This is a genomic window from Flavobacterium sp. C3NV (genome assembly GCF_046825355.2).
Lineage (GTDB): Bacteria > Bacteroidota > Bacteroidia > Flavobacteriales > Flavobacteriaceae > Flavobacterium.
Genome location: NZ_JBKQBJ020000001.1, coordinates 505,091 through 517,708, shown reverse-complemented (window position 1 = coordinate 517,708; position 12,618 = coordinate 505,091). Strand labels below are relative to the sequence as shown.

Here is a 12,618-nt window from a genome sequence, read left to right as displayed (position 1 = left end):
CGTATTAATCATCTAATTAATTAAACTTAATAAGTATCGTTATGAAACTATATATAAAATCATTAGAAACGTATTTTATTTTAATATGTTCTTTTATCACATTTTGTGCCAGTGCGCAACAAGATCCGGAGTACACACAATACATGTACAACACAATGTCGGTAAATCCTGCTTATGCAGGATCTACCGGAACATTAGAAGCAACACTTTTGCACCGTTCTCAATGGGTTGGAATTGATGGAGCACCAGAAACGCAGTCGTTCTCTGTTCATTCACCACTTCGAAACGAAATGATTGGTTTAGGATTAAGTGTCGTAAATGACAAAATAGGTCCGTCGAACGAATTATACATTGATGGAAACTTTGCTTATTCAATTCCTTTAGGATATGAAAAAAGATTAGCATTTGGTCTTAAAGCGGGTATGAGAATGTTGAATATAGATTGGTCTAAGGGAAGGTATTACAATAATAATGATGTTTTGTTAAATCAAAACATTGATAATCAAATGAAATTAGCTGTTGGAGCAGGGATTTACTATTATACTGATAAATGGTATTTAGGATTCTCTATCCCAAGTTTTATTCAAAATAATTATTACGACGATGTTCAGGAATCGATAGATTACGATCGTTTGCATTATTATTTAATGGGAGGTTATGTTTTTGATTTAAATCCGAATTTAAAGTTTAAGCCTGCATTTTTAGTAAAAGCAGTAAGCGGAGCGCCACTTACAGCTGATATATCGGCGAATTTTATGATTGCAGAGAAATTTGTAATTGGCGGATCTTATCGAACAGATGATTCTGTGAGTCTATTGGCGGGTTTTCAAATATCCAGAAGTTTTTACATCGGATACGCTTTTGATTACACGGTTAGTGAATTGAACAAATACAACGATGGATCGCACGAAATCATCTTGCGTTATCAATTTACTAAGAACCAAAGTAAAATTAAATCCCCTCGATTCTTCTAAATATAAAACCTTATGAAAAAATTATATATCCTTAGTTTAGTATTGAGTTTTACATTTGGTTTTGCTCAAAAGACTAATTTAAAAAAGGCCGATGCATTGTTTAAAAACTATTCTTATGTAGATGCTTCTAAAGCTTACGAAGAATGTTTGCAAAATATCGAAAACCCATCGGCTCAAACGTTAAAAAATGCCGCAGACTCGTATTACTTTATTTCTGATGCCAGAAATGCTTTAAAATGGTATAAAAGATTGTACGAAGTGCAAGGCAATAATTTAACAGATATCTATTACCTGCGTTATATCCAGTCAATGAAAGCCGTTATGGATTATGATGATGCAGATAAAATCACGAAAGAATATCTAAACAAAAAAGGAGATCAAAAAGAAATCAACAGATACGTGGCTCAAAAAAAACAGCTCGATAGTCTGGCGAAGGCGAAGTCTCTTTATTCGATTAAAAATTTAGATATCAATACCAGTAAATCAGATTTTGGAGCTACTTTCTATCAGGATCGAATCGTGTTTACATCTGCCAGAGATACAACAAGATTTGCTGATAAATTGTATAATTGGAACAATCAGCCTTTTCTAAATTTGTATGTAGCCGAGAGAAATCCAGCTGACGGAAGTTTGTTTAATGATGCGTTGTTTATACCCAATATAATGACCAAATATCATGAAGCAACAGCAAGTTTTGATGCCAGCGGAAAAACAATTTATTACTCTTCGAATATTGTCAAGAAAAACAAATTAGTTACTGATGGAAATAGTGTAAACAATTTTCAAATCCTAAAAGGTTCAATTGTAGATGGAAAAGTAGAAAATCCGCAAAAAGTTTTCTTTGATAATAATGATTACTCAGTTGGACATCCTAGTTTAAGTGATGACGGACAATTGCTTTTCTTTGCGTCAGATATGCCGGGAGGTTATGGCGAAACCGATTTGTATGTAGTGAAAATTGCAGATGACGGAACGATGAGTTCGCCTCAAAATCTGGGACCAAAAATCAATACAATGGGTAATGATCTTTTTCCATTTTTTCGTAACGGAATACTTTACTTTTCTTCAGACGGACATTATGGTTTAGGAGATCTCGATGTATATCAAAGTACTTTTTTATCAGATGGAAGTTTCTCTACACCAAAAAATTTAGGAGCTCCTATAAACAGTAACAAAGACGATTTTACTTTTGTTATTGATAAAACGGGTACTTATGGTTATATCTCTTCTAACAGGGCAGGCGGTAAAGGTGATGATGATATTTATTCTTTTGTAAAAGGAGAACCGGTTTGCAACCAGAATATTTCAGGTAAAGCAATCGATCACAAATCAAAATCGCCAATAACAGACGTTACCATTGTGGCTTACAATTCGTACAATGAGATTCTGGCAGAGACCAAAACAAACTACGAAGGAAAATATGCTGTAACGGTACCTTGTAATAAAACAGTTCGACTAGTGGCTACAAAAACAAATTATAGCAACGACGAAAAAACAGTAGAAACTACAAAGGAAAATGAAGCAGAAATTACCGATGTTAATTTCGAACTAAGTAATTACGATGATCTTGTAGTTAAAAAGAAAGGAGTAGAAAAAGTAGATGTTAACCCTATTTATTTTGACTATAACAAATTCGATATAACACCTTTAGCTGTTGAAGAATTGGCCAAAGTAGTTTTTATTATGCGAAAGTTTCCTAATATCCGTATCAAAATCGAGTCTCATACAGATTCCCGCGGAAAAGATGCTTATAACCTGAAACTTTCAGACAACAGAGCAAAATCGACACGTGATTATATTGTAGCACAGGGTATTGACGCTTCGAGAATAGAAAGCGCAATAGGTTATGGCGAAAGCCGATTAATTAATAAGTGTAAAAATGGAGTAAAATGTACTGAAGAAGAACATTTATTAAACAGAAGATCAGACTTTATCATTATTCAGAAATAGTTTTAGGTTTATATTCTTCTAATTTGGGGATTATTAGAATAAAAACATAAAACGAAGAAACCATTTGGAAGTTGGTTTTGTTTAATTCTTTTTAAGAATAATGGGCAAGAAGAAAATCAAGTTGCATCGTTTTGCAACTTGATTTTTGATTTTATAAAAGTTTCATTTTTTACTGTTTTAGAACAAAAATAATCCTAATTTTGATGTTCAGTTATTCTAAATCACAACCTACAGTATTTTAATATTATATGAATATTCAAGACACCATTCAGACTTTAAGAGACGAACTTAATCAGCACAATTACAATTATTATGTGTTAGATAATGCCACAATTTCTGACTACGATTTTGATATAAAACTAAAAGAACTTCAGGATTTAGAAAATAAACATCCGGAATTTTTTGACGAACATTCTCCAACGCAGCGAGTAGGAGGAATGGTTACCAAGAACTTCAAAACTATAGCACATCAATACCGTATGTATTCTTTGGATAATTCTTATTCGAAAGAAGATTTGCTGGATTGGGAAAACCGAATTCAGAAAGTTCTCGGAAACGTGAATTTACAATATACATGCGAATTAAAATACGACGGAGCCTCGATAAGTATTACTTACGAAAACGGAAAATTAGTACAAGCCTTAACTCGTGGTGATGGTTTTCAAGGCGATGAGGTTACCAACAACATCAAAACAATACGATCAATTCCGTTAAAACTAAAAGGGAATTATCCGGAAAGATTCGATATTCGTGGCGAAATTATTCTGCCATTTGCCGGTTTCGAAAAAATGAATCAGGAATTAATCGAAATAGGAGAAACACCCTATTCGAACCCAAGAAATACAGCATCAGGAAGTTTAAAATTACAAGACAGCGCCGAGGTTGCAAAACGTCCGTTAGAATGTTTATTGTATTTTGTAACAGGTAATAATTTACCTTTTTCGTCTCAATATGAAGGCTTAGAATCAGCCAGAAAATGGGGATTCAAAGTGCCTACCGAAGCAAAATTAGTCAATAATATGCAGGAAGTTTTTGACTTCATTGATTATTGGGATGTGCACCGTCATAATTTACCTTATGAAACAGATGGAGTTGTTGTAAAAGTAAACAGCATTCAATACCAGGAAGAATTAGGATATACAGCAAAATCACCGCGTTGGGCAATTGCGTACAAATTTAAATCAGAACAGGTTTCGACTCAATTAAATTCTATTACCTATCAGGTAGGACGTACGGGAGCCATAACTCCTGTAGCAAATTTAGCACCTGTACAATTGGCAGGAACAATTGTAAAAAGAGCTTCATTACATAATGCAGATCAGATTGAAAAATTAGATATAAGAATAAATGATACCGTTTTTGTTGAAAAAGGAGGTGAAATTATCCCTAAAATTATTGCCGTAGATTTATCAAAACGCCCTGAAAACTCAGAACCGACACATTACATCACACATTGTCCGGAATGCCAGACCGAATTGGTCAGAAATGCCGGAGAAGCCAATCATTACTGTCCTAATTTTTACGGATGTCCTCCGCAGATTATTGGCAGAATTCAACACTACATTTCAAGAAAAGCAATGGATATTGAAGGTTTGGGAGGCGAAACAGTAGCTTTACTTTTCAAAAATGGTCTGGTACACAATTACGCCGATTTATACGAATTAAAAGTAGAGGATATTTTGCATTTAGAAAGAATGGCAAAAAAATCTGCTGAAAATCTGGTAAATGGCGTAGCGAAATCTAAAGAAATTCCGTTCGAAAGCGTGTTGTTTGCGCTTGGGATTCGTTTTGTTGGAGAAACAGTGGCTAAAAAATTAGCCAAACATTATAAAAATATCGATGCACTTCGTCAGGCCACTTTAATGGATTTGATTTTGGTAGACGAAATTGGTGAAAGAATTGCCAGAAGTGTAATTGAATTCTTTGAAAACGAAGAAAATCAAAAAATTATTGAGCGTCTAAAAAGTTACGGCGTTCAATTTGAAATTGTTGAAAAAATCAACCCAAATGCTACCGTAAAATTCGTTGGAAAAACATTCGTTGTTTCTGGTGTTTTTACTCAATTTTCAAGAGATGAACTTAAAAAAGCCATCGAAGATAACGGAGGTAAAGTAGGAAGTTCAATTTCTGCAAAAACTGATTTTGTAGTAGCGGGCGATAATATGGGCCCTGCAAAATTAGAGAAGGCGAATAAATTAAATATCCCTATCTTGTCCGAGGAAGATTTTATAAACAAATTAAATGAAAGCGAATAAGCCGTCTTTGATTTTATTCTTTGTAGCATTACTGTGTACAATTATATTCGATTGTACACAACAAGATATCTTTGCGCTCTATGCGAAAGCCGTTGTTCTTCCGGCAATATTCATTTATTTTTTAATAAGCAGCGAGTTTAAAATAGCTAAAACCGAAAGTTTGATTTTTCTGTTTTGCTTTATAGGTCAGGTTTTTGATTTAATGGATGTTGAGGTTTCTGAAATTGGCGGAGTACTATGTTTTTTAGCTGTTTATCTTCTTATAATAACACTTTTTATAAGAGAACACGAAAAAATAAAATTGACAAAAAAAGATATTTTGCCCGTATCTATAGTAATTATATTTATTGTTTATTTACTCGTTTCTGTTTTGAGTTTACAGTTCGACAATCTAAAGAAATTCAGTTTTATTTATACTTTTTACGGAATTATACTAAGCGTTTTAAGTTGCTTTTCGTTTGTAAGTTACATAACAAAAGGAACACATATAGCATTATTAATGTCACTCATGGCCATTAGTTATATCTTTTCGGATATATTCTACATCTTCAATGAATACTTCTCGTACTCAATTGTCCTGGTTTTAATTCGCGACATTACACAAATTTTGGCTTATTTCTTTATGGTGGAGTACTTTCTTGAAAAAGCCAAAATTCATACTAAGATATTATACAACAATTGATCTTCCTTGGTTGGTGTGTGCTTTATCTTTATCGAAATAAAAATCGATTCGGCCTAAATTTATTCCGTAGCAACCCACCTGATTTACCAAAACATCTTGTCCTGCCTTATTTTTCACAATGGTAGGTTTGTCAAGAAAAGTATGCGTATGCCCGCCAATGATTAAATCAATATCCTGAGTTTGTGCGGCAAATTTTAAATCAGAAATTTTAGATTCGTCGTCTTTGTATTTATAACCTAAATGCGAAAGGCAAATAACCAAATCACATTTTTCTTCTTTTTTTAATAATTGCGTCATATCCTGAGCAACTTCTACAGGATTGTTGTAAACAGTTTCCTTGTACATTTGTTTGTCTACCAAACCTGCAAGTTCAATTCCTACACCAAAAATACCTACTTTAATTCCGTTTTTATTAAAAATCTTATACGGTTTTACAAGACCGTTCATTACAGTATTCTTAAAATCATAATTTGAATTAATAAATTCAAAAGTTGCATGAGGCATTTGTGCATATAAGCCATCAAGACCATTATCAAAATCATGATTTCCTATAGTCGATGCGTCGTATTTCATCATACTCATCAACTTAAATTCAAGTTCCCCACCATAATAATTAAAGTACGGAGTTCCCTGAAAAATATCTCCCGCGTCTAATAAAAGAACATTTGGGTTTTCCCTGCGAATTGTTTCTATAAGAGCAGCTCTTCGTGATACACCACCTTTGTTTGGGTTACGCGGATCATCAGCCGGAAACGGATCGATGTGGCTGTGAACATCATTAGTGTGTAGAATCGTTAAGTGCTTAATATCGTTAGTTTCAAAACTGCTTAATGACAAACCTAAACTTAATAAGGCAGTACTTGCAGCTGTTTTTTCGATAAATTCTCTTCTTTTCATTTTGTATATTTTTTGCGGAAACGATATTTTATTTTGTTATTTTTTTGCCACAGATTAAAAAGATCTACGTAGATTTTTAATCCTTTAATTTTTGGCTGAAACCTTTTACGCACATAGAAATAATTTGTTTTTTAATTCTAAATATGCGCTTGGTCTTTTTATTCTTCAGTAATTCTGATATTCTTTGCTACCGGAATTGTATCAACTTGTTTAAAATAGTCAATCAATACATCTCGAAGTTTATAGTTTAGATCAAATTTCTCAACACCCTTAGCGAAAAAAGTCATGCTATCGCCGCCATTCGCCAAATAATCATTTGTAGCCACATAATAAACCTTATTTACATCAAGAGGTTTTCCCTGAACTAAAATATTCTTGGCTTTATTATCTTTTGTAATTGTAAAAGTCATTCCGGATAAAGGCTGAGGTTTTTTCTCCTTAATAATATAAGCAGCGATTTCAAGAATCTGATCTCCTTTTAAAGCGATAACAACCAGATTGTTTTCAAAAGGCATAATTTCAAAAGCAGTTCTTGGAGTTACATTTCCTTTTGGTAAAATAGCGCGAATTCCACCGTGGTTTAAAAGACATAAGTCGATACTTTTCTTTTCGCGTGCGTTAAAAACAAGATTTCCTCTTTCTATACAAACATCGGCTAATAAGCTGCCAATACTCGTTTGCCATTTTCCTGTGCTTTTATCAAGAGTTTCAGGGCAGTATGCCAAAACGCTGTCTAAATCTTTATTAATATGATCGCGATAAGGTTTAATGAAATTTTCAATTGCTGGAGTTTCAGCGTTTTTTTCGGTGATCGGAATTTGCTTTCCTTCTATCTTCGTCAGGTTGTAATTTTTCTGACTGCAAGAAGTTATAAAAAAAAGTGTTAAGAATATAACAAAAAGTTTTAAAAATCCGTTATACTTTTTTAGTTTTACCATCTTAAATGCGACTTAAATAATTAATTTTGTAATCTGGCAAAAGTACTATGTTTTTAAATTATATAAAGGAATTTTTTGTAAAAAAAACATTAAATAAAAACTTGAATAATTTCAAAAACGAAGTCTTTACCAGTAATATACAAACAATTGGTTTACTGATCGATGAAAGTGGTTTTGGTCATTCAAAAGAATTAGTAAATGAACTTATTTTGCAGGGCATCGCTCCTCAGAACATAAAAGTTGTGGCGTATAGAAGTAAATTTAAGGAAAAAGAAACGTATTTGATCCCTACATTTGGTAGTAAACATATCAAATGGAGCGGAGAAATTACCGAAGTTTTTCTGAATGAATTTATAACAGTAGAATTTGATCTTTTGATTAGTTATTATGATATCGAAAATGCAATTTTGATGATGATAACCAACCAGTCAAAAGCCAGGTTTAAAGTGGGATTTGCATCTGTAGATAAAAGATTAAATCGATGGATGATTGATACCGCGTTACAAAATTATAAACTTTTCGCTTTCGAATTGTTTAAGTATTTAAAGAGTATAAAATAAAATCATAAATTAGAATATGCAATCATTAATAGGAACTGGTGTTGCGCTTGTAACTCCATTTAAAAAAGACTTTTCAATTGATATCGAAGCTTTACAGCGTATCGTTAACTTTTCTATTGATGGAGGGGTTGAATATCTTGTGGTTATGGGAACAACAGCAGAAAATGCTACCTTAACACAAGCCGAAAAAGAATTGGTTATTACTACTGTAATCAATACAAATAAAGGAAGATTACCACTAGTTCTTGGAGTTGGAGGTAATAATACGATGCAAATTGTTGAGGAATTAAAGACAGGAGATTTCTCTGCCTTTGAAGCCATACTTTCTGTTTCTCCTTATTATAATAAACCAACACAGGAAGGCATTTATCAGCATTTTAAAGCCATTGCTGAAGCTTCGCCAATTCCGGTGATCTTATATAATGTTCCTGGTAGAACTTCTAGCAATATGTTGCCGTCTACTGTGATACGTTTAGCGAATGATTTCAAGAATGTTGTTGCTATAAAAGAAGCTGCAGGTGATGTGGTGCAGGCAATGCAGTTAATAAAAAATGCACCAAAAGATTTTCTTGTAATTTCAGGAGATGATATGATTGCTTTGCCAATTGTTTTGGCTGGTGGAGCAGGTGTAATTTCGGTTATCGGGCAAGGTTTTCCAAAAGAATTTTCAGAAATGATTCGTTTAGGACTCAATAAAAAGGTAAGTGAAGCGTTTAAAACGCAATATTTTTTATCAGATTGTATTGATATGATTTTTGAGCAGGGAAATCCTGCAGGAATCAAACAAGTCTTTCAAGCCCTTGGTATTGCTGACAACACAGTACGTTTGCCATTAGTAAGTGTTGATGAATCGTTAGCAAACCGATTGAATGAATTTGTAAAAAACAGCATAAAATAAGAGTGAGATTGCCGGTATTTTAATATACCAAAAAATATTTTGTAGTAGCTAAATTAATAACTAAATTTGCCACCGGAACTTCGGTGTGATTTTGCTTTGGCATAATTGTCTAAGAAATCATAATAAAAGTAAGAAAATGAAAAAAATAGTATCTCTATTAATTGTTGTTGTCCTTTTTTGTTCTTGTAGTGAATATCAAAAAGCATTAAAAAATGAAGATGTTGCAGCTAAATTTGAAGTGGCAACGAAGATGTACGAGGCAGGAAAGTATTCAAAAGCAATTCGTCTTTTTGAACAATTAGCGCCTTCGTACAGAGGAAAACCTCAGGCAGAGAAACTTTTTTATATGTTTTCGCAATCTTATTATAAATCAAAACAATATTATTTAGCTGGATATCAGTTCGAAAGCTTTGTTTCAGGTTATCCACGAAGCGAAAAAGTACAGGAAGCTGCTTTTTTAGGCGCTTTCAGTTATTCAAAATTAGCACCTGTTTATAGTTTAGATCAAACAGATACTCAAAAAGCATTAGAAAAATTACAAGCTTTTATTGATAATTATCCAAACTCAGAATACATCGCTCAGGCCAATGAAGCTGTAAAAGTTTTAAATGGTAAACTGGAGAAAAAAGCATACGAAAATGCTAAAGGATACAATACAATTTCAGATTATAAATCAGCATTAATTGCATTTGATAATTTTATAGCTGATTATCCTGGAACACCTTTTAAAGAAGATGCCCTTTTTTACAAATACGATTCGGCATACAAATTAGCAATAAACAGTATTCCTGCAAAAATGGAAGAACGTTTAAATGTGGCCAAAGTAGCGTACAATAACTTAATTAAGTTTAATGCTGCTACTAAATACAAAGTACAGGCAGATGAAATGAATGCCAGAGTTGAAACAGATTTACAAAAATTTACTAAATAAAATAAAGTCATGGATTTAAAAAAGACGAATGCTCCTGTAAATACAATAACTTACAATAAAACAGTTATTGAAGAGCCAACAGGAAATGTGTATGAAGCAATTACCATTATGGCTAAAAGAGCAAATCAAATTAATTCTGAAATTAAAAAAGAATTAACTGAGAAATTAGAAGAGTTTGCAACATATAATGACAGTCTTGAAGAAGTTTTTGAAAATAAAGAACAAATTGAAGTTTCTAAATTTTACGAAAAATTACCAAAACCACACGCTTTAGCAGTTCAGGAATGGTTAGACGGTAAAACTTACCACAGAAGTTCAAATAAATAATATATAGTATAATGTCAGTTTTAAACGGGAAGAAAATTTTACTGGGTGTTTCTGGTGGAATTGCAGCCTATAAAACAGCCTCATTAGTACGACTTTTTATAAAAGCAGGTGCACATGTCCAAGTGATAATGACACCTGCTTCTAAGGATTTTGTAACTCCACTTACGTTATCTACGTTATCAAAAAATCCTGTATATTCCAGTTTCTTTAATCAGGATGATGAAGATGCTGTCTGGAACAATCACGTTGATTTGGCGCTTTGGGCCGATTTGATGATAATTGCTCCTGCAACAGCAAATACCTTGTCTAAAATGACAACAGGAAATTGTGATAATCTTTTAATCGCTACTTATTTATCGGCTAAATGTCCTGTTTATTTTGCTCCGGCAATGGATTTGGATATGTACAAACATCCTTCAACATTGTCTAGTTTTGCTGCTTTAAAACAGTTTGGCAATATAATGATTCCGGCTGAAAGCGGAGAATTGGCAAGCGGTTTATCCGGTGAAGGCAGAATGGCTGAGCCTGAGAATATTGTCGCTTTTCTTGAAGCTGATTTAGAAAGCAAGTTACCTCTAAAAGGAAAAAAAATACTAATTACTGCCGGACCAACATACGAAGCAATAGATCCTGTACGTTTTATAGGAAATCATTCGTCAGGAAAAATGGGTTTTGATATTGCTCATGAAGCAGCAAGTCTTGGGGCGCAGGTTATCCTGGTTTCCGGACCAACATATTATAAAGCTAAGAACAGCTTAATAAAAGTGGTTGATGTCATTTCGGCTCAGGATATGTACGATGCGTGTCATTTGTATTTTAATGAAGTAGATGTTGCTATTGCAGCAGCAGCTGTTGCAGATTACAGGCCTAAAGTCGTAGCTTTACAAAAGATAAAAAAAGCATCAGAGGATTTTTCGATCGAACTCGAAAAAACAAAAGATATTTTAGCATCGCTGGGAGCAATAAAAAAGAATCAGTTTTTAATTGGCTTTGCTTTAGAGACTGAAAATGAAATTGAAAATGCTAAGTTGAAAATTCAGAAAAAAAACTTAGATTTGATTGTTTTAAATTCCTTACAAGATGAAGGCGCAGGTTTTAAAAAAGAAACCAATAAAGTAACATTTATTGATCATAATTTTGAAATCGAACCAATGGAATTAAAATCAAAAGAATCTGTTGCAGTTGATATTTTAAACAAAGTGATTTTGCATTTTTCGAAATCGTAATGATTTATAGTAAAAACGAGTGGCAGAAATAGTAAATCTATTGTAGCTAAAACCAAATATTATCTTTCGCATGAATAAAGTAGTTACCCTTTTAGTATTTTTTATTTTTGGCTTTACACAAGCGCAACAGCTAAATTGTACCGTAACTATTAATACAGAAAGGCTGCCCAATGCCAATCAGCAAGTTTTTAAAACACTTCAAACCTCTTTGTCTGAATTTGTAAATAAAACAGACTGGACAGGATCAGTTTTAAAACAAAACGAACGAATCAATTGTTCAATGTATATCACATTGTCATCAGGAGGTTCGAATCAATTTACAGGTACGATTCAGGTACAGTCTTCACGATTGATTTTTAACTCGACTTATTCATCACCTGTTTTAAATTACAACGATAAAGACTTTAATTTTCAATATACAGAGTACGAACCTTTGCTTTTTAACCCGGCTACTTTTGAGTCTAATTTAGTATCTGTAGTATCTTTTTACAGTTACGTGATTTTGGCTATGGATGCTGATACTTTTCAAATGGGAGCAGGAAATCAATATCTTGAAACCGCTCAGAATATTGCGAGTGTTGCACAACAAGGCGGATCTAAAGGCTGGAGCCAGTCTGATGGACTTCAAAACCGTTATTATTTAATAAATGATCTTGCTTCGCCAATGTATAGTGATTTACGTCAGACAATGTATGCGTATCACACTGGTTTAGACGGAATGAGTCTGGATTTGAAGGCGTCAAAAGAAAAAATTAAGAATGCAATAATGCTTATTGGTAAATTGAATTCAGTTAAACCAAATGCTTTTTTGACAAGAGTCTTTTTTGATGCAAAATCAGATGAAATCGTTTCTATCTTTTCAGGAGGCCCGAGTATTCCGGTTGGCGATTTAACAGATGTGCTGAATAAAGTATCGCCTTTGAATTCTACTAAATGGTCTCAGATTAAATTTTAATTGAATTTCTTTTTCAATTTACTAT

The 12,618-nt window shown here is 33.1% G+C and carries 12 protein-coding genes; 10 read left to right on the top strand and 2 right to left on the bottom strand.

Annotation, left to right across the window (positions count from 1 at the left end; all coding sequences use genetic code 11):
• Nucleotides 1-41 precede the first annotated feature (41 nt).
• From ACIDC4_RS02100 to ACIDC4_RS02085, 4 genes are all read left to right on the top strand, one after another.
• Nucleotides 42-974 carry a PorP/SprF family type IX secretion system membrane protein gene (locus ACIDC4_RS02100; protein WP_412044767.1) on the top strand — a complete coding sequence of 311 codons (933 nt, stop codon included), beginning with the start codon at nucleotides 42-44 and terminating at the stop codon, nucleotides 972-974.
• 12 nt (nucleotides 975-986) lie between these two features.
• Entirely contained in the window at nucleotides 987-2,924 is a 1,938-nt protein-coding gene (locus tag ACIDC4_RS02095) for an OmpA family protein (RefSeq protein ID WP_412044766.1), read from the top strand.
• Between the two features lie 248 nt (nucleotides 2,925-3,172).
• A complete protein-coding gene (gene ligA / locus ACIDC4_RS02090) occupies nucleotides 3,173-5,179 on the top strand; it encodes an NAD-dependent DNA ligase LigA (RefSeq protein WP_412044765.1) in 2,007 nt (668 codons plus the stop codon).
• On the top strand, nucleotides 5,166-5,861 hold the full coding sequence (locus ACIDC4_RS02085) for a lysoplasmalogenase family protein (RefSeq protein ID WP_412044764.1): 696 nt from the start codon (nucleotides 5,166-5,168) through the stop codon (nucleotides 5,859-5,861). The genes ligA and ACIDC4_RS02085 overlap by 14 nt, the downstream gene beginning before the upstream one ends.
• Here the strand turns inward: ACIDC4_RS02085 and ACIDC4_RS02080 are convergent.
• Entirely contained in the window at nucleotides 5,847-6,758 is a 912-nt protein-coding gene (locus ACIDC4_RS02080; RefSeq protein WP_412044763.1) for a bifunctional metallophosphatase/5'-nucleotidase, read from the bottom strand. The two genes, ACIDC4_RS02085 and ACIDC4_RS02080, sit on opposite strands and share 15 nt — an antisense overlap.
• 158 nt (nucleotides 6,759-6,916) lie before the next feature.
• Nucleotides 6,917-7,696, bottom strand: a complete 780-nt coding sequence (locus tag ACIDC4_RS02075; RefSeq protein ID WP_412044762.1) for a 5'-nucleotidase C-terminal domain-containing protein — start codon at nucleotides 7,694-7,696, stop codon at nucleotides 6,917-6,919.
• A 47-nt stretch (nucleotides 7,697-7,743) separates the two neighbouring features.
• Here ACIDC4_RS02075 and ACIDC4_RS02070 point away from each other — a divergent pair, with 47 nt between their 5' ends.
• The 6 genes from ACIDC4_RS02070 to porD all read left to right on the top strand — a co-directional run bounded on the left by ACIDC4_RS02070 (nucleotide 7,744) and on the right by porD (nucleotide 12,593).
• Nucleotides 7,744-8,256, top strand: a complete 513-nt coding sequence (locus tag ACIDC4_RS02070; RefSeq protein ID WP_412044761.1) for a DUF6913 domain-containing protein — start codon at nucleotides 7,744-7,746, stop codon at nucleotides 8,254-8,256.
• Between the two features lie 16 nt (nucleotides 8,257-8,272).
• The gene (dapA, locus tag ACIDC4_RS02065) at nucleotides 8,273-9,154 is read left to right on the top strand and encodes a 4-hydroxy-tetrahydrodipicolinate synthase (protein ID WP_412044760.1); all 882 of its coding nucleotides are present in this window, start codon (nucleotides 8,273-8,275) and stop codon (nucleotides 9,152-9,154) included.
• Between the two features lie 136 nt (nucleotides 9,155-9,290).
• The gene (locus tag ACIDC4_RS02060) at nucleotides 9,291-10,085 is read left to right on the top strand and encodes an outer membrane protein assembly factor BamD (protein ID WP_412044759.1); all 795 of its coding nucleotides are present in this window, start codon (nucleotides 9,291-9,293) and stop codon (nucleotides 10,083-10,085) included.
• 9 nt (nucleotides 10,086-10,094) lie between these two features.
• Entirely contained in the window at nucleotides 10,095-10,412 is a 318-nt protein-coding gene (locus ACIDC4_RS02055) for a DNA-directed RNA polymerase subunit omega (RefSeq protein WP_008463064.1), read from the top strand.
• A gap of 11 nt (nucleotides 10,413-10,423) precedes the next feature.
• The gene (coaBC, locus tag ACIDC4_RS02050) at nucleotides 10,424-11,638 is read left to right on the top strand and encodes a bifunctional phosphopantothenoylcysteine decarboxylase/phosphopantothenate--cysteine ligase CoaBC (RefSeq protein ID WP_412044758.1); all 1,215 of its coding nucleotides are present in this window, start codon (nucleotides 10,424-10,426) and stop codon (nucleotides 11,636-11,638) included.
• A gap of 70 nt (nucleotides 11,639-11,708) precedes the next feature.
• Nucleotides 11,709-12,593, top strand: coding sequence for a type IX secretion system protein PorD (gene porD / locus ACIDC4_RS02045; protein ID WP_412044757.1), 885 nt, complete (start codon nucleotides 11,709-11,711; stop codon nucleotides 12,591-12,593).
• Nucleotides 12,594-12,618 lie beyond the last annotated feature (25 nt).